Consider the following 17,766-nt stretch of genomic DNA (forward strand, 5'->3'; position numbering starts at 1 on the left):
GTGAAAAGAGACTAGAAAAGAGACAACTTAAGGCCGGGTCTCATCGGCAGCGCTTGGCGCAGTGTCCACTGGACCGTGCTGACAAGAGCACGAAATATCCGTCTGTCCCTGACAGGAACGGTTTCCTTTTGTAACGACTGGAGGCACGGGATCATGCCCATGACCGCCCCAGGGATTGCAACGAATGATGCGTAGGGTCCCCAGCCAGCTTCCTTTAAAAATGCCGTGTTTTTCCACAGCTTGCAGAAAGTACTCCGAACAGGTCGGGGTAAAACGACAGCCAGTGTTCGGGCCGCCGATAAAATGAAGAACAGGTGAGATGACGCGCTGGTAACCACGGATGAGGATGCGGACGAGCCATTTCATGGCGTGGGAGGCGCGGGTTTCAAAAGTAGCCCCTGACGTTTTGCCAGACGGACCCAGTCCTGTTCCAGCTCGGAAAAAGGGGCATCAGCCGCCCGCCAACGAGCGATGGTGACAAGCTGCCACCCCGGAGCGATCTCTGCCCGGTGAGCGCGAATGATTTCGCGCAGTTGGCGCCGGACGCGATTGCGCACCACCGCCTTCCCCAGTCGTTTGCTGGTGACCAGACCGAACTGAAAATCAGCGACAGAGTCATCACGCAGCAATGCCAGGACAAAAAAGCGGCCCGCCTGGCTGCGTCCCTTCTCTTTGATCCTCGCGAAATCGCGGGACTCCTTCAGATGAAGGCGTGAGGGAAGACGCATGGGGCGGGCCTGCCTGCACTAGGCGTGCTGCTGCACGTGGCGCTTGTAATGTACTTCCACGCCCACTGGCATGAGGCGCTTGCGCCCACGGGCACGGCGGCGACGAAGGATGTCGCGGCCATTTTCAGTCTTCATGCGTTTGCGGAAGCCGAACTGGCGTTTCCGGGTGCGCTTGGATGCTTGGTAGGTCCTCTTGGGCATAATCGTGTGGGGTGCTAAAACGTATTTTCCTTTCGCAACGGGCCCGGCGCATCGTCAAAAACAGCCTAGCCCCAGCAACAGGGGGCGCGAGATTACGCAGAGTCCCCCCTTTGTCAAATGAGTGCTGAACCAGTCTTTGCGGCCAGACCTCTGGGGTTACCGCACTTTCAGCAGTTCCACGTCAAAAATCAGGGCTTCATTCGGGCCGATGTCACGGCCAGCTCCACGAGGGCCGTAGGCAAGCTTCGAAGGCAAATACAGGCGATGTTTGGCCCCTTCCTTCATGAGCTGCACCCCCTCAGTCCAGCCCGCAATGACACGGTTTAGAGGGAATTCGATGGGCTCACCGCGCTTATAAGAGCTGTCAAAAATTTTCCCATCAATCAGGGTGCCTTCATAGTGTACCAGCACCGTGTCTGTGGCGGAAGGGCTCTTGCCGGTGCCTTCGGTCAGTACTTTGTACTGAAGACCACTGGAGGTCACGACGACGCCTTCTTTTTTGGCGTTATCTTCAAGAAATTTTTCACCTTTGGCGAGTGCGATGTCGGACATGATGGATGGAATGGAGGATTAACCTGCCTTTTTAAAAGGCAAGAGAGGTAGTCTAACGAGCCTGCCGCTCTGTGCAACTTCAGGCAGGCCGATTAAATCTTCACAGGCCAAAAGCTTCTGGCAGGAGTTGCGCCATCGTTCGTGTGACGGGCTCGCCGGCTTGTAAAAAAGTAACTTTAGTGAGCCCGCCCGGCAGGGAAAACTCTGCCATCACCTGTCGGCAGGCACCGCAGGGTGGAAATTCATGGCCCAGGCAGACAACGGCGAGGTGCCGGATTTTCATCTCGGGACCTTCTTGGGCAATGGCTTGAAAAATCGCATTCCGTTCCCCGCAGATCGTCAGGCCATAGCTGGCGTTCTCCACATTGCAGCCTTGGTAAAGCCCGCCAACATCCGTCTCCAGAGCACAGCCGACTTGGAATTTTGAATACGGTGCGTAGGCTTTTTCTGCCGCCATGCGGGCGTGGACGAGGAGGTCAGACATGAAGATAAGATGGCATAAAAAACAGAGGCAGGTACTGAGACCTGCCTCCGCTGAAAATGAGAACTGATAAAAGAACCTTTGCCGCCTGGATTACAGCGCTTTGAATTTCACTTCCTTCCACTGTACTTTATATGGGCCGGTGCCTTTTTTGATGCCATGCACCTGGAAGCCGATGTGGCCTTCAGGATCGCCTGGCTGGGTGAAATCGGCGGTTTTCACGCCATTCACGAAACTCTGGTAGTGGTCGCCCTTCACCACGATGCGGTAGTGATTCCACTCGCCCTTTTTAAAGGCGGCCTTGGCTTCGTCACTGCGGACAGCTTCCGTCTTGGTGAGGATGCTCCACCAGGTGCCACGGCGAGCTTCGTCATAAAAATCACCTGCAGTGCCGTTGATCGCGATCTCACACTGAGGCCCATAGAGGCGGCCTGCGGGCAAGGGTTTGTCGCCCTTAGCGCCTTCAGGTGCTGGGTCACCGTCTTTGGCGAGCTTGCTGCGTACCTGCACGCCTGAATTCAGTTCATTATCCACTTTGACCTCAAACTGGAGTTCAAAGTCTTTGAAGGGGCCTTTAGCCAAGAAAGTATTGCCACTGCCCTCCACCGTGGTGCCAGTGAGAATGCCGTTTTCGACGGTGTAGGTGGCTTGGCCGCTGACGATTTTAGCATCGCCGAGACCGTCTTTGAACCAGGTCTGCCAGCCTTCGTCAGCTTGTGCGCTGAGAGAGAGGGCGGCCACGAGAGAAATGAGGAGTTGGTTTTTCATGGGCCGAAAAGAACGCCGTTTGCAGGAAAATCCATCGCCAAGCCTCAAAAAAGCGCATATTATTAATACATCTTAAATAAAAGAGCGGGTTTTAACCCCATTAAAACCCCAAAATAATCCAGTTCCAACTTGAACAAACAAGTTGGATCGGTTTTAATGCCATTAATTCCGGGTTTTTATCCCATGGCTCGCCCTACAAACAGCTTCGATTCGGTCTCGATGACCATCGCAGTCACTCCCCAGATCAAGATGTATCTGGAGGATTTGACCCTCGATGGTACATACGGGAGCAGTCCAGCTGAGGCCGCACGGCTGCTGATCAGCCAAGCGATCGAGGCGAAGATCAAGGATGGGCTGCTGACTCGGAGAAAGTTCATGATTCAAGATGGCGACGTCGTGGCCCTGCCACTGCCCGCCTAACCTCATTCCACTCCGATGACCATGCAAACCGATCTTCTCAGCGATACCCAGGTGTTTACCACCATCATGAGCCTGGAAATGACCGACAAGGACCGCAGCTCCCGTGGCGGATGGAAGTCCGACACCCGGCTGGAAGTGCTGGCGAACGAAATCGTCCGCTACATGCCAGAACTGGCTCAGATGCTCGTGCAGGGAGGCAAGCGCAAGCTCGCGGCCTAAGCTCTGCTTTCATCGCACAGGATTATCCTGACCAGGACATGAGGCCAGCGTCGCTGACGTTGGCCTTGTCATTTCCAGACGTGGCATCCAGTGTCTCAATCGGGCGCGAATGCGCTGAGTCCATTACCCCTTTTCCTTTCCATGCCTTCTTTTTCTAAAACCTTCTTGCCAGCCATGGGCTTACTCATCGGTCTCAGTGCCTGTGCGACGGTCAAACGCCTGACGCCTGATCTCACTAAGATCCCCGTGCCGCCGATGCCCAGTTTCACCACCTTAAAAAAGGTGACCCGTATTCTGCCTGGGATGCCCAGCAGTGATAAAGCGACTGAAGATGATCCACAGGTCCCCTTCAATGCGCGAGGCACGCTGGGGTATGGCCAGACCCTGAGACTGCATGTGTATGAAGGTAGCCGTAACACCAAACGCATCTACAATGGTGTGGCGATGATTGATTCCCAAGGAGTCATCAACTTTGGCAACGAGATCGGCAGTGCGAAAATCGGTGGGGCGACGCTGCCGGAAGCCGTGACGGCTCTTACCGCCACCTTCCGTGTCGGTCTGCGGCTCACCCGCCCAGTCACAGTCCACATCTTGTCGGTGGAGGATGTGCCAGTGGTCTCCATCACGGGGGATGTGCTGAAAGACGAATTCATTCCTGCCTGGGAAGACATGACCATCAAACAAGCCGTGACTGTCGCGGGAGGGCGTAAGTTAGGCTCCCCTAACCGAGGTGTTTACCTCATCCGCGAAGGTTACCGCCGTTATTACCCCAGCCTGGAAGCTGCGGATGAGCACGAACCCGAGCCTGGCGACATCATCTATCTTTCCCCCGACCTTTGACCATTCATGATTGAGCACATCGGCGGCAATCCAGCCGCAAACCAAAATCCTTGGAGCAGCCTCTTTAAAACCATCGCCGTTTTGCGGATCGGCGCTGGCGTGCTTTTGCTCACTCAGCATGGCTGGAAGGCAGCCGAGGGCGCGTATCACTTTCTCTGGGAGGAACAGGGATGGGATTGGGTGAAGGCCTTTAACGACGCAGGGCTGCCCTACGCAGCGCTACTAGCCCCCACCATCGCCATCCTCGTAGCCGCAGTTGCAGTGAGTTGGTGCATCGGCTTCCTCACGCGCCTCTTCGCTGTGGTCTTCATGCCAGTGGCCATCGGTGTGATTGTAAAGGCTGGGCCGATGTACATGGAGATCGGCTGGCTGTATCTCCTGGTCGCTTTCACCCTTCTACTCTATGGATCAGGAGCCGTCTCGATTGATAAGCTCTTTCGTTTAGGAGAGAGCTGGGGACAGCCCAAAAAGAAAAAGTGGTAAGATCCATCTACCACGCTTTTTGTTAGGCCAGGTTTCATCTGATCTGCATGCCCCTTCCCCGCCCATCTCCCCAGCCGCCCATCACTGAGCGCGTGCTGGCCATTGACCCAGCCCTGAGAAATACGGGCTGGGCCATTTTAGAAAAAACAGGAAGGGATCTCAAAGCCATCGCTTACGGGGTGATCACCAACAAACCCAAACTCCTGCACTCCGGCTGCCTCGTCGCCATCCGTGAGCAATTGCACGAGGTCATTCGCCAGCACTCACCCACGGTTTGTGCCATTGAGGCCACCATCTACGTGCAGAGTTTTAAGACGGCCATCGTTTTAGGCACGGCCCGCGCCGCATGCCTCATCGCGGCGGCGGAACATGGCATGGCCATCTACGAGTATGCGCCGAAAGAAGTGAAACAAGCGGCGGTGGGACGCGGTGCTGCACAAAAAGACCAAGTAGCTTTCATGATCCGCTCCATGCTGCGTCTGAGGGAAACACCCCCTCCGGATGCTGCGGATGCGCTGGCGGTCGGCATCGCCCATTTCCAGAATGCAGATGCTGGGGCTGCCATCACCCGAGAAATGAAACGAGTGTAAACTCCACTGCTGCCTAGCAAGGATCTCAGGCCAATTTTTCTTCTGGTGTCGTATCCTGGAGATGTCAGCCACATTTCCCATGACCCGCCACGCCGCTTTAGCCCGCTGGCATGAGTTCCTTCCCGCCACGCCAGCTTATCAAGCATGGCGAAATCATGTGGAGCCCGGTCATGCGAATGTTTCACGACTCTCCCCCGCTCTACGCACTCGCGTGATGCTTGAGGATGAAATCATCGCAGATACCTTGGCCCAATATCACCTGCCTCAAGTCGAAAAGTGGCTGCAAGAAGTCTGCTGGCGCCGCTACTGGAAAGGCTGGCTGGAAATGCGGCCACACGTGTGGCGACGATACCGGCAGGGCGTCCATGACGCACAAAGGCATCTGTCCACCGAACAAAAAGCACGGCAAAATGCCATTGAACAAGGCCAGGGAGGCATTGCCATCATGGATCACTTGGCTCGTGAACTCATCCACACAGGCTATCTGCATAACCATGCCCGCATGTGGTTTGCTAGCTACTGGGTTCATGTGGAGCGCCTCCCTTGGGAGCTCGGAGCAGATTTTTTCTTTCGCCACCTGCTGGATGCTGACCCTGCCAGCAACACTTTGTCATGGCGCTGGGTGGCAGGACTGCAAACCCGAGGTAAAACCTATTTGGTGCGGCGGAGCAATTTAGAAAAATACCTCACCCCCACTATCCTTCAAGACAGCACGGGCCTGGAGCTTTTAGAAGACTCTCTCGTTAGCCCCAGGCCCTTGTCACTCCCTGAGGAGGAGCTTCCTCACGCACTGCCGCAATTGCCTACTCTAGCGCCTTCGCTATCCAGCCGTTTTGGCCTCTGGCTGCATCCGGACGATTTGTGCCCCGAAGTGGGGCCACTCGCCCACATCCGCCCCACAGCCGTCGCTGCGTTTACCAGTTCACCCATTTACACCCATTACCGGTTAGGCCAAAATCGAATCCAGCATCTGCATGCCGCTTTGAAAGATGCCACCACACGTTCAGCGGAGCATTATGGTTGCCCAGTCACACTGGATGAGGCGCCCACCACAGCAGACGGTCTGGTAACTTGGGCGCAGAGAGAACAGCTTCAGGACATCGTCGCTTTTGCACCTTTTATCGGCCCCATTGCGGATGCGATACCCCACATCCAGACACGTTTGGCGGAGATTTCTTGCCAGCTTCACCTCATCCGCCGTCCATCGGATCTTGCGGTGTTTCCTAAGGCGAAGGCTGGTTTCTTTCCGTTTTGGGAAAAGATGAAAACCGAACTCGTTAGGAAATCCACAGGCTCAGTTTTTGAAGGTAAGCCAATCCATTAGAGCGAACCGAATTTAGTTAGCCTCAAACCATCACTCTCAAAAATGATTTTATATGCATCTAATAGTCTCATATTTATAAATACACTTCTCTTGGGTTGATTTCTTCTTGTATTTAGCGATATATTTACAAATACCATATCGCAACCATGCCTAAGGTCAGTCCAACCCCTTCCAATAACGACCGCATGCTCATCGGCACGCCCGGTGCCGTGACGGGAAATCTTTTGGAAAAGCTGGAAGAACGCCGCGCCTGGCGTCTTCAGGAAACCGCTTCTCCTCACTTGTGGGTGCTCGTCTCCATTTTGGGGGATTTGATCATGGCCGTCGCCGCAGGCCACGCCGCTTATTGGCTGCGCTTTCATTCCGCCTTGCGCGACTTTGGCAACTGGGATGACATGACCCTGCGCCAATACACGGGCCACATGACCTTGGGCACTGCCACCTTACTGTTAGCCATCGGCTGGCAAGGCATCTACCACCGGAACGTGCTGCTGCGGAACAGGTGGATTGCTTCTCGTCTAGGAAAAGCCGTGTTGATCTGGACCCTGGGGTTCCTGGCGATCACGCTGGCTTTAAAAATGCAGCCGTCCATTTCACGTGTGTATGTGGCTCTCAATGGTGCATGTGCGCTGCTTTTGCTGTTGGGCTGGCGCATGGCTTTCAATCGCTTCCTGCATTCCCCGAAACGCATTCGTAGCCTCCAGCAGCGCACTTTGTTCGTCGGCTGGAATGAGGATGCCCAAAGGCTGTGGCAGACCCTCAGCCAGGACAAGGCGCATGCGTTTGAACTCATCGGCTGGGTGGATGCCTCGGGGTGGCGTGATGCATCCGCCCCCTCTTCAGACATCCCCTTTGTCGGGTACTTGGAAGACATCCATCGGGTCATCGCCAGGCATGAAGTGGACATGATCATCGTGGCCGATTTAGCCCGGCAGCACCTCGTGGAACTGGCGAATTTGTGCGAGAGGGAGATGATTCAGTTCAAGCTCGCTCCTTCCGTATTCCGGATTTTCGTTTCGGGACTCTCTTTGGAAACCATCGCAGGCACGCCAGTCTTGGGCGTGAACCGATTGCCGCTGGATAGCACTCTCAATGTGCTGGCCAAGCGCGCCCTAGACATCGTAGGAGCCAGCGTGGGACTGCTGCTCAGTGCGCCCATCATCGCATTTTTCGGATTCATGGTCTGGTGGGAATCAGGTGGGCCCATCTTTTACCGCCAGCGCCGCTGGGGCATGAATGGCGTGGCTTTTGACATCATTAAAATCCGTTCCATGAAGCTCAATGCTGAAGCCAATACCGGGGCTCAGTGGTGTGTGCAGGATGATCCACGTCGCCTCAAAGTAGGGGCCTTCATGCGGAAATGGAATATTGATGAAGTGCCTCAATTTTGGAATGTGCTCAAAGGGCAGATGAGCCTCGTTGGCCCACGGCCTGAACGGCCCGAGTTAATCGCCGATTTTAAGCACGAGATCCCTCACTACAATGCCCGCCATCATGCCAAACCGGGGATGACGGGCTGGGCGCAGGTAAAGGGCTTGCGCGGAGATACCGACCTAGCCGAGCGAATCAAATGTGACCTTTGGTATCTGGAAAACTGGAGCTTGCTGCTCGATATCCAAATCATGTTCCTGACCTTCTTCAAGCGTGACAATGCCTACTGATGCGGCCATCTTCAGGCCCGCCCGTGCCTCTGAGGCAGTGCCAGTAAACAAGCCTACATCTAAGAACGACGTCTTTTTTGCTTGATGTGAGAAGGCTGCCACCCTGATGTTATCAGGCTTTTACCAAACCCCCGCCCCAACACCGTGTCTGCGAGTCTTTCGAGCTTCTCCAATCTGCTGGACAATCATGCTGCCAATCTTTTGAGCCAGGGACGGCTGGAGGAAGCCCTGAGCGCCGCCACTAGTGCCCTTTCTGGCCTGCGTGAAGCCGTGGAGGACGATGCCGCAGAAATGCCTCGCCTCTTTACGGGCATCCAAGTCCTGGCCGAAATCCAGCGTGAGATGGGAGATGTCTCTGGCTCTGAAGCCAGCTATGGCGAAGCCCTGGAAATTGCTGGGCGCACCGCCATCCCGGCGGATGAAGTCGCGCGCATCCGCACTCAGCTCGCCACGCTGCTGGATTTCAGCCAACGCGAGGCGGAGGCCATTCCCCTCTATGAGCAGGCTATCAGTGATTATGAGGCCCTAACTCCGCCAGATGAGGAGACGGCTGCACAACTGCGCAACAACTTGGCCATGATCTACAAGGGCCTGGGTAAATTTGCTTTGGCTGAACAGCACTACCTTCGCTCGCTGGAAACTCTGGAAGCAAAGCGAGGTCGCGAGACGGAAGAAGTTGCCGCTGTTTACAACAACCTCGGCAGCCTCTATTACACCGCAGGCTTTCCAGACCAGGCCAAGGAGATGTTCACGGAAGCTCTGCAAATCCGGACCAAACTCCTAGGCTCAGACCACCCCGATGTCGCGCAGTCTCACTGTAACCTCGCCACTGCGAACCACGAACTCGGGGATAATGCCGCTTCCATCCGTGACTTTGAGCAGAGCCTTCGGATTCTGGAACTGCACTTAGCCGATGAAGCCGTGAGCTACGAGGCCGTGAGTCTGGACTACATCGCCCTGCTGGAAAACCAGGGTGAAGACAAAAAAGCGGCGGCGGCTCGCAAGAGACTGGATAAGATGCTGGCCACTTTAGATTGAGGATAAAAAGAGGCTCCTATTCCTTTACTTTCTCTTCTGGCACTCAGGTGCTTTCTGGTGCGTAATGGCTGTGCCATGAGAGCCACCGCCTTTTGCATCGCCCTATTTGCCTGTGTCCTTTGCCTCACCACGTTTACCGGCTGTGCACGCCGGGATGTATTAGTGATTGGCATGGATGCCACATACCCACCTTTCGAATTCAAAGACCCTCAGGGGAAAGTCAGCGGTATCAGCGTGGCCATCGGTGATGAGATCGGCAAGACACTGGGCAAAACAGTGGAGTATAGAAACATGGGCTTTGACGGCCTCATCCCTGCCCTGCAAAGCGGCCAGATTGACCTCATCATCTCCTCTCTCACAGCCAGCCCTGAGCGGCGGAAGTCCATTGATTTTTCTGACCCTTATGTAAAAACCGGCCTCTCCATTCTGGTGGCGAAAGACTCTTCTGTAAAATCTAGTGAGGACCTACGCGCCCCTGGCCGCAAGCTGGCTGTGCGACTCGCCACCACGGGTGAACAGTGGTGCCGTACGGAATTACCCAATGCCCAAAAAATCTCGCTGGATACAGATGCCGCCTGCGTGCTGGAGGTAGTGAATGGCACGGTTGATGCCTGGGTATATGACCAAGTCTCCGTCATGAATTATCACGCTCAGCATCCCAGTCGCACCCGCGCGCTGCTGGCCCCACTGAGGGAGGAATCCTGGGCAGTCGGGGTAAAACAAGGGCGCGAAGATTTAAAGACGAAGGTGAATGAAACCATCGCCCGCATGAAAAAAGAGGGCGTCTTCGCCAAATTGGCCGATCAATACTTGGCCAAAGAAAGGGATCTCATGAAAGCGCAGGGGCTGCCCTTTGTGTTTGAGTGAAGGGTTTTCTCCTCAAAGGCCGTTTGTCTGCCTGATGATCATTGACTGTCACAATCATGTCGGTGTGGACGTGCTATTTTATCTGCACGGTGACTTCCCTTATGCTCAGCACCTCGTCGCCATGGTGGAGGAAGGAGGGGCACTAGGGGTGGATCGCTGGATCGTCTTCCCCTTTGTCAGTCACATGGCCCTGGATGCCAGCGGCTTCTTGACCAACGAGATTCGCGAAGGCGGCATGCAGCTCACTCAAGTGCCTTACGCTCTGGAAAACCGTCGTCTGTTGAAGGAAATTTATGATCTCTTCCCAGAATACGCGCCACGCTTACTCCCCTTCATCATGGTGGATCCCATGCGCAATCCCGCCGCCCAGGCCGAGGAACTGCGCCGCCTGCGCCAGGATTACTCCTTCTACGGCATCAAGATGCAGACCACGATTCTACAATCTGACATCAAGCATCTGCGGGATCGTGGCAAGGTCTTCCTGGAACTTGCCGAGGAGTGGGATCTGCCTTTGCTCATCCACTCCAGCGTTGCCAAAAGTGATCTCTGGGCTCAAGCCAGCGACATTCTCGACATTGCGGAAGAAAACCCGCAGGTGCGATTCTGTCTCGCCCACTCCTGCCGTTTTGACAAAGAGTGTCTGGACAGAGTGAATGCACTGCCTAACACATGGTTCGACAATTCTGCTCACTGCATCCACTGCGAAGGGGCCGTGAAAGACATGCCCTTCATCGCTCCTCGGGAGCGACGGTTTGACAGCGACTACAGCGACCCAGCACGGGTCATTGCAGACCTCGCCGCTGCTTACCCCACGAAGTTCATGTGGGGCAGTGACTCGCCTTTTTACAGCTATGCGGCAGAGATCAATCACGAGATCGTCCGCCTCATCTGCACTTATGAAAAGGAGCTGACGGCCTTGAAAAAGAATCCCCCTGCCGTGGTGCAACGGATTGCTGAAACAAACACCTGCGCTTACCTGAAGCTGAAAGATGAAAGCATTCTCGCTTGAAGGCCATCGCGCCCTCGTCACTGGCTCCTCCCAAGGCATTGGTTTAGCCATCGGCCAGGCACTGCATGATGCGGGCGCAGAGGTGGTACATCACGGCCTTCAGGCACGCCCAGAGGATCTGCACGATGCAGCCAGTTACGTGAAGGCGGATCTGCTGGATCCTGAAGGAGCGCAGCTGCTGATGGATGCGGCAGGAGATGTGGACCTGCTCATCTGCAATGCGGGCAGCTTCTTTGATCTGCCCGTCCTAGAGATGACGCGCGAACTCTGGGACCGCACCTTTCAGCTCAATGTCACTGCCACCTTCTTCCTTGCTCAGGCCTTTGCCCGGCAATGCGTAGCACGCGGAGTCCCCGGTAGCATTGTCATCACTTCCTCCACCAATGGTTTCCAAGCCGAAGCGGATTCCTGTGCCTACGATGCGAGTAAAGGGGCTTTGGTCATGCTCACACGCACACTGGCAGTCTCCCTGGCACCCATGCAGATCCGTGTGAATGGCATCGCGCCAGGCCTCATTCGCACACCGCTGACCTCCGTCTGGATGGAGCCCCGCTCGCAGGACCTGCTGCGCCATTACGAGAAAAAAATACTGCTTGGAGAGGTGGGAAAGCCAGAGGATTGCGCCGGGGCCGTGGTGTTCCTATGCTCTCCAGCGGGACGTTACCTGACAGGAGAAATCATCACCATTGATGGTGGCCTCACCGTCGGCCAGATCGGCAAAATGTAGCCTCCAAAAGAACAGGGTATTTTAAGCCCCGCCCCCCTTGCCAACGTGAGGCCGTGTTACAGATTGCTTGCCTGCCATGCGCCTTCATTCCATCACCGTCCGCCATTACCGCCGCCACAAAGAGCTGCGGGTGGATCTGGACCCAGAGCGCACGCTCATTGGCGGAGCGAACGAATCTGGCAAAAGCACCCTTGTCGAGGCAGCTCACCGAGCCTTGTTTTTGAAGGCCAAAGGCAACAGCAAAGAGCACCGAGAAATGCTCTCCCTCACCCACGGTGGAAAGCCTGAAGTCGAAGTGGAATTTGAAGCTGCGGGGAAACAATACAGTCTCACGAAAAGCTTCAAAGGTGCCAGTGGCATCACCCGCTTGGTGCAGGCCAGTGGCCCTACTTGGCAAGGCGATGAAGCCGAAGAAAAACTGGCCTACCTTCTTCAAGCCAGTGGACGCAAAGTAGCGGAGCAATGGAACCATCTATGGGTGTGGCAGGGCAGTTCATCTGACGATCCCCTCGACCAAGCGAATGCCGAGCGGGAAAGTCTCGTCCAGCGACTTCAATCTCACGGGGGAGCAGCCGTCATCCAGTCCGCCCTCGACACCCAGGTGGCAGACCATTTTGCGACTCAGATCAAAGCGCTCTTTCAGGACAAAGGCGAACCCCGAAAAAACTCCGCATTAGGCCTAGCTATACAGGCTGAAGAAGAGGCCCTAGAGACCGAGAAGCAGGCCCAAAATACACTGCAAAATCTCCAGCATGCCATCACACAGCACGAACAATCCACTGCACACATCACCGAGGCGGAAGCAGCCCTGAAACACCTGGAAACGGAGCAGTCCTCCCTGCTCCGACGCAGCCTTGAAATCACCCGCTTGCGCCAGCTTGAACAAGAGCACATTCGCACAGCTCAGGAGATGCTGCGGACTTATGAAACAAGGTTAGGTGCCGAACAAAAAATATCGGAACTGCGTCGTGTTATAGCAGGTAAAAGAGCCAGTCTAACTCCGCAGGCTGAAAAGTTAGCCAGCTTGAGGCACACAGTTACCTCCACCCAACAACTCTTGGAAGCAGCAGAGGAGGCGCTGAGGCAGTCCGATCAACTCTTGTTAGAAACCCGTGCTCGTCATGATCTAGCACAGGCACTTTCCAGCAGGCTGGAGAAAACCCAAATCCTGGATCGGTTAAAAGCGCGCTCAAAGCAGATTGAGGCTCTCCAGACTCAGCGCACCCAGATTGAACAACAGGCTGACCGCCTCCCCAAAGTGGATGCAACCGCGCTGCGCCAACTCCAGTCCCTGGAACGTGCCCATGATAAAGCCCAGGCCAGCCTGGCAGGCGTGGCCACTGAGATCGAAGTCCTCACCTCCACCCAGTCCCTCCAGGTGGGAGAGAAAACTCTCACAACCGGGCAGCGCCTGACCCTCACGGACGAAACCGAACTAACTTTAGGAGACACTCGCCTACGCATCCGCCCCGGTGGGGGTACCTCGCTGGCGGAAGCGCGCCAGCAAGAACAAGAGACTCAACGTCAACTCCAGGAAGCCCTTCTCAAACTCGGAGTGAAGACCCTCACAGAAGCCAGCACGGCCCAAGCGAGCCGTGAGCATTTGCAGTCGGAATGGAAAACCGTTAATGCCGAACTCAGAGGGCTCGATTCCGAGAAATTCGCGGCAGAATGGACCACCGCCGAACGTGAGCTCATCGCTGCTCAAGCCGAGGTGGAAAGGCGACAAACCAAAGAGGCGCTAGACACACCAGATTTAGCGCTCTCGCAGCGCCATTTGCGCGAGGCTGAAATTAACCAAGAAGCCTGTCGCAAACAACGAGAGGTACATCAATCCGCCTTCAAAAAAGCCGAAGCCGCCCTGGCCCAGCACGGGGACTCCACACGTGCGCTGGAGACCGAAATCACGCAACTGGAGACACGACTCATCGTCTTGGTTGAGCATGAAGGGGAGGATCTTCTGCGTACCCAAGCGCTCCAGCAGGCACAGCTTCAACATGAAGCCGCAGAGGCTCAAGTGACCACCACACGGCAATCTCTGAGTCAGCACCAGCCTGAGCATCTGGAGGCCGATCAAGCGCGCTTTGATCGTGCCTGGAAAGCGCAAAACGACAAGCGTGCTCAAGCGAATGAAAAACGCATTGCAGCCGCAGCTCTGCTCCAGAACGACGGCAGCAGCGATCCCGCAGCCAGCTTAGCGCTCGCGCAGGCCCGTCGTCAGTCAGCACAGGCACATCGAGAGTCCACGGAGCGCCACGCTCAGGCCCTGCGTCATGTGCATGAATTGATCTTGGAAGAGCAGCAGATACTGGCAGACCAATTCACTCGTCCTCTAGCAGAAAGGGTGACCGGCTACTTACAGCGTCTATTCGGCACCGATGTTCAAGCGACGGTTACTTTAGAAGAAAACCAGTTTCAGGGACTCACGCTCAGCCGCAATAACCAATCCGCTTTCTCCTTTGATAGCCTCAGTCAAGGAGCCCGGGAACAAGTCGCGGCCGCGTTCCGTTTAGCCCTCGCAGAAATCCTGGCAGAAGCCCATGACGGCACGCTACCGGTGGTGTTTGACGATGCCTTTGCCCATTCCGACCCGGACCGAGTTCAGAATCTCCAGCGAATGCTGGACTTAGCAGCCACTCGCGGCCTCCAGATCATTTTACTTACCTGCACCCCAGGTGATTACGCACTGATGGGAGCCAAAGAAATCCGACTCAGTTAAACACACCCTGTTTGGCTCCGTGCCTGAATGACTTGAATAATGATGCAGCCCAAGGCATATCACCACTGAGTTGATGTCCTACACGCATGTGCAGGCATCCCCCTTGCGCATGCCCCCCAAACGCAACTCCACGCTTGATATTTTTCGGCTCATCTTCGCCTTGGGTGTCGTGTTTGTACACCTTGGGCCTAACGAGCCAAATGCCGAGTGGTTAGGAAGGGCATTCAATGCCCTGAGTGTGCCTTTCTTCGTCATCACCGCGCTGTACTTTTTCATTCGCAAGGTGCTGTCGGCATTGGACCAGTCCGCCCCTCTATTTTCAGGCCTGCATCTGGATCGGCTGTGGGTACCTTATCTGACTTGGACTGTTATTTACCTCGGGATGCGTGTGGCCAAACATCATCTGTCAGGCATCAGTTTCACGCCCGATTGGTTTCGCCTTCTGGCTTACGGAGGTTCTGGAGTACAGCTTTACTTCCTGCCCTTCTTATTGCTCTGTCAGGCTTGGGTTCTAGCGATCATTTTAATCAGCAACCGGCGCCACTGGCTTTTGGCTTTGACCACAGTGGGCGCTGCTTTTGTCTATGATTATCTAGGCAGCACCCGCGAATATTTTGAATTCGGTGACGCTTCTCAATACAGCTTGTTCTACGTTGCTGCGGCGTTCTTACTCATCGCCGTCCAGCGTTCCGCTCGTCTTCGCACTCTGAATTTTTATGTAGGCTGCATCGTTGCAACTATCGCTGCCGTGGTTTCAGCACTCGCTGTTATTCCTGCGTCCTTCATGCCCTTAGTTAGCCCTATTGCAGGCTATGCAGCCACAAGCGCGATCTTGGGCCTTCCAGCGATCCATCTTCACTCCACCAGACTGCTCTTCATCTTGAGCACCACCTATGGCATCTACCTCATCCATCATGCGCTCATTGAAAGTTTGGAAGTCGTGGCCCATAAAACCGGGGTCAGTCTAGTGCCTTACAGCCTGGGAGAAAAACTGGTGATCGCCCCTGCGGTCTGCTTGGTCTGCATCGGAATCATTTGCGGACTGCGCCGCAGCCGTGTTTTGCGATATCTTTTACTGGGAGAAAAGACAGCCGCTGCGTGACATGCCGCTTACTTGGTGTCATCCAGTCTTATGTCCTCGGCTGAGTCCCCCGCCATCACCACTTGCTCCATTCTGCATCGGGATCGGTTTATCGTGATCGTAAACAAACCCGCCGGCGTGCTCTCACACCCCAACACGGCACGCAGCACGGAACACGCAGCTTTTGAGGGGCGCTACGACTTGGAAGAAAAATGCTTCGATTCACCCGCTGGAAAAGTCTGGCTCATTCATCGCCTAGATCAGGATACTTCGGGTGTCCTGCTAGCAGCACTCGATGAAAAAACCGCCGCGAAATGCCGCGCCTTGTTCGATGAAGATGCCATCCAAAAACAATATCTGACCCTAGTGCGCGGAAACCCCGGCAAGGAAGGAACCTGGCTGGACCACCTAGCAACCACGCGTGAAAAAGGACGCGTGCGCACTGGTGTGATCAAAGGACGACTTCCCAATGCCAAACTTGATTTTCAAACCCTAGCGCATCATGCCGGAGAAAAAGTGTCGCTGCTCAACATTGACCTCATCACGGGCAAGACACACCAAATCCGCGTACAGGCATCCTCGCGTCAGCATCATGTGTTAGGCGACGACGTTTACGGGCACTTTGATCTGAACCGAAAACTCAAGAAAGATCTGGGACTCAAAAGACTCTTCCTGCATGCCCATCGGTTGACACTCAAACATCCCGCCAGTGGCCAAAAATTGAGCGTGGAAGCCCCTTTGGCGGAAGACCTCGCCAAAGTGCTCGACCGATTGGGACTGGACTGGAAACCCACCTAGACCTGCCATCCGTTTTAAGACAGCTTGCGCTTAAAGTCCTCGTAACCAAACCGGCGGATCACGCGCACTTCTCCCACGGCAGGATCATAGAGATCAATGTCTGGGTGAGGCACGCCATTAAAGGTGCTGGTCTTCACCATGGTATAATGCGCCATATCGGTGAAAACTAGCTTTTGGCCTAACTGCAAAGGTTCGGCAAAACTATATTCATTAATCACGTCGCCAGCCAGACAGGTTAGGCCACCCAAACGATATGTATGAGGCAGCACACCGGGAAGCTCAGCCCCCAGAATGTGCGGGCGGTAGGGCATCTCCAGCGTGTCTGGCATGTGCGCTGTGGCGGAGGTATCGAGGATGGCCGTGGGAATATCCGTCGGCACGATGTCCTGCACACTGGCAATGAGGTAGCCTGTATTCAGCGCCACGGCTTCGCCAGGTTCCAGATACACTTCTTTGCCCCAGCGTTCGCGGAAGCTGCGGATCACCCGCACCAGGCGCTCCACGTCATAGCCGTTGCGGGTGATGTGGTGGCCACCTCCCATGTTCACCCATTTCACCTGAGCCAGCAGCTTGGGAAAACGCCGCTCAACAGCCGCGAGCGTGCGCTCCAGCACATCCGAATCCTGCTCGCACAAAGCATGGAAATGCAGCCCTTCTAGACCACTGAGATCTTCATTTTCAATGCTTTCATCCCGGGTGCCCAGGCGGCAGCTTGGCGAGCATGGATCATACAGACTCACTTCCACCTCGCTGTGCTCTGGGTTCACCCGAATGCCCGGGCTAGGCGCATGCAGCCCCGCCGCACGCGCAGCATCCAACATCGGACGAAAGCGACGCCACTGACCAGGCGAGTTAAAACTGATGTGATGGGCGATGGGGATGATCTCCCGCATCTCTGCATCTTTAAAAGCAGGCGCATATACATGCAGTTCTTTGCGGAACTCCTCGTGGCCTAACAACGCCTCATGGATGCCACTAGCACAGCAGCCATACAGATACTGGCGCACCAGATCGAAAGTGGAGAACATGGAAAATCCCTTTAGCGCCAGCAGGATACGGGCACCGGAGCGCTGCTGCACATCCGCCAGCTTTTCCAGGTTTCGTTTTAGCAGGCCCAAGTCCACGACATAGGCAGGCGTCTCGACACTGGAGACATCGAAGGCTGGAGCAGGCTGTTCAAAGACATGGGGAGGGGTTGGGGCCATACGCGCAGCTTTTTTAGAGAGGTGCAGCGTCTGTGCCAGTGATAGTTTGCACACA

Annotated in this window: 20 protein-coding genes and 1 pseudogene; 14 read left to right on the forward strand and 7 right to left on the reverse strand. The window is 55.3% G+C overall.

The genetic code is table 11. The annotated features are described in order from the left end of the window. Positions 1–27: 27 nt before the first annotated feature. From yidD to HNQ64_RS19710, 6 genes and pseudogenes are all read right to left on the reverse strand, one after another. Positions 28–366: a membrane protein insertion efficiency factor YidD gene (gene yidD, locus HNQ64_RS19685; protein ID WP_184211902.1), complete on the reverse strand. Its 339-nt coding sequence runs from the start codon at positions 364–366 to the stop codon at positions 28–30. Beyond that, complete coding sequence (gene rnpA / locus HNQ64_RS19690; RefSeq protein WP_184211904.1) at positions 363–728, reverse strand: ribonuclease P protein component; 366 nt, start codon at positions 726–728, stop codon at positions 363–365. The genes yidD and rnpA overlap by 4 nt, the downstream gene beginning before the upstream one ends. Positions 729–746: 18 nt before the next feature. Further along, positions 747–929 (reverse strand): 50S ribosomal protein L34, encoded by a 183-nt coding sequence (gene rpmH / locus HNQ64_RS19695; protein ID WP_184211906.1) that lies wholly within the window; start codon positions 927–929, stop codon positions 747–749. A 156-nt stretch (positions 930–1,085) separates the two neighbouring features. Continuing rightward, positions 1,086–1,472: pseudogene (locus HNQ64_RS19700) on the reverse strand (FKBP-type peptidyl-prolyl cis-trans isomerase); the annotation flags it as partial. Positions 1,473–1,581: 109 nt separating this feature from the next. Further along, positions 1,582–1,965, reverse strand: coding sequence for a cytidine deaminase (locus HNQ64_RS19705; RefSeq protein ID WP_184211910.1), 384 nt, complete (start codon positions 1,963–1,965; stop codon positions 1,582–1,584). 90 nt (positions 1,966–2,055) lie between these two features. Further along, positions 2,056–2,730 carry a 3-keto-disaccharide hydrolase gene (locus HNQ64_RS19710; protein ID WP_184211912.1) on the reverse strand — a complete coding sequence of 225 codons (675 nt, stop codon included), beginning with the start codon at positions 2,728–2,730 and terminating at the stop codon, positions 2,056–2,058. Between the two features lie 183 nt (positions 2,731–2,913). On the opposite strand from HNQ64_RS19710, the gene HNQ64_RS19715 reads away from it, so the two are divergent. The 14 genes from HNQ64_RS19715 (at position 2,914) to HNQ64_RS19780 (ending at position 16,506) form a co-directional block, all read left to right on the forward strand. Next, on the forward strand, positions 2,914–3,150 hold the full coding sequence (locus HNQ64_RS19715) for a hypothetical protein (RefSeq protein ID WP_184211914.1): 237 nt from the start codon (positions 2,914–2,916) through the stop codon (positions 3,148–3,150). 21 nt (positions 3,151–3,171) lie between these two features. Next, positions 3,172–3,369: a hypothetical protein gene (locus tag HNQ64_RS19720; protein WP_184211916.1), complete on the forward strand. Its 198-nt coding sequence runs from the start codon at positions 3,172–3,174 to the stop codon at positions 3,367–3,369. A 141-nt stretch (positions 3,370–3,510) separates the two neighbouring features. Beyond that, on the forward strand, positions 3,511–4,209 hold the full coding sequence (locus HNQ64_RS19725) for a polysaccharide biosynthesis/export family protein (RefSeq protein WP_184211918.1): 699 nt from the start codon (positions 3,511–3,513) through the stop codon (positions 4,207–4,209). Between the two features lie 6 nt (positions 4,210–4,215). Then, a complete protein-coding gene (locus HNQ64_RS19730) occupies positions 4,216–4,692 on the forward strand; it encodes a DoxX family protein (RefSeq protein ID WP_184211920.1) in 477 nt (158 codons plus the stop codon). A gap of 47 nt (positions 4,693–4,739) precedes the next feature. Then, on the forward strand, positions 4,740–5,282 hold the full coding sequence (gene ruvC, locus HNQ64_RS19735; protein WP_184211922.1) for a crossover junction endodeoxyribonuclease RuvC: 543 nt from the start codon (positions 4,740–4,742) through the stop codon (positions 5,280–5,282). Positions 5,283–5,361: 79 nt separating this feature from the next. Next, complete coding sequence (locus HNQ64_RS19740; RefSeq protein ID WP_184211924.1) at positions 5,362–6,606, forward strand: FAD-binding domain-containing protein; 1,245 nt, start codon at positions 5,362–5,364, stop codon at positions 6,604–6,606. Between the two features lie 146 nt (positions 6,607–6,752). Next, positions 6,753–8,267 carry a sugar transferase gene (locus HNQ64_RS19745; RefSeq protein ID WP_184211926.1) on the forward strand — a complete coding sequence of 505 codons (1,515 nt, stop codon included), beginning with the start codon at positions 6,753–6,755 and terminating at the stop codon, positions 8,265–8,267. 144 nt (positions 8,268–8,411) lie between these two features. Beyond that, positions 8,412–9,305, forward strand: a complete 894-nt coding sequence (locus HNQ64_RS19750) for a tetratricopeptide repeat protein (RefSeq protein WP_184211927.1) — start codon at positions 8,412–8,414, stop codon at positions 9,303–9,305. Between the two features lie 75 nt (positions 9,306–9,380). After that, positions 9,381–10,172, forward strand: a complete 792-nt coding sequence (locus HNQ64_RS19755; protein WP_184211929.1) for a transporter substrate-binding domain-containing protein — start codon at positions 9,381–9,383, stop codon at positions 10,170–10,172. 34 nt (positions 10,173–10,206) lie between these two features. Continuing rightward, on the forward strand, positions 10,207–11,181 hold the full coding sequence (locus HNQ64_RS19760; protein WP_184211931.1) for an amidohydrolase family protein: 975 nt from the start codon (positions 10,207–10,209) through the stop codon (positions 11,179–11,181). After that, positions 11,162–11,908 (forward strand): SDR family NAD(P)-dependent oxidoreductase, encoded by a 747-nt coding sequence (locus tag HNQ64_RS19765; protein WP_184211933.1) that lies wholly within the window; start codon positions 11,162–11,164, stop codon positions 11,906–11,908. Before HNQ64_RS19760 ends, HNQ64_RS19765 begins: the two co-directional genes overlap by 20 nt. 76 nt (positions 11,909–11,984) lie before the next feature. Continuing rightward, positions 11,985–14,627, forward strand: coding sequence for an AAA family ATPase (locus HNQ64_RS19770; protein WP_184211935.1), 2,643 nt, complete (start codon positions 11,985–11,987; stop codon positions 14,625–14,627). A gap of 109 nt (positions 14,628–14,736) precedes the next feature. Continuing rightward, on the forward strand, positions 14,737–15,729 hold the full coding sequence (locus tag HNQ64_RS19775) for an acyltransferase family protein (protein ID WP_184211936.1): 993 nt from the start codon (positions 14,737–14,739) through the stop codon (positions 15,727–15,729). Positions 15,730–15,759: 30 nt separating this feature from the next. Next, positions 15,760–16,506 (forward strand): RluA family pseudouridine synthase, encoded by a 747-nt coding sequence (locus tag HNQ64_RS19780; protein ID WP_184211938.1) that lies wholly within the window; start codon positions 15,760–15,762, stop codon positions 16,504–16,506. Between the two features lie 14 nt (positions 16,507–16,520). On the opposite strand, the gene nspC is transcribed toward HNQ64_RS19780, so the two are convergent. Beyond that, on the reverse strand, positions 16,521–17,711 hold the full coding sequence (gene nspC / locus HNQ64_RS19785) for a carboxynorspermidine decarboxylase (RefSeq protein WP_184211940.1): 1,191 nt from the start codon (positions 17,709–17,711) through the stop codon (positions 16,521–16,523). Positions 17,712–17,766: the final 55 nt, after the last annotated feature.

The organism is Prosthecobacter dejongeii, assembly GCF_014203045.1.
In the GTDB taxonomy this organism is placed as follows: Bacteria; Verrucomicrobiota; Verrucomicrobiia; order Verrucomicrobiales; family Verrucomicrobiaceae; genus Prosthecobacter; species Prosthecobacter dejongeii.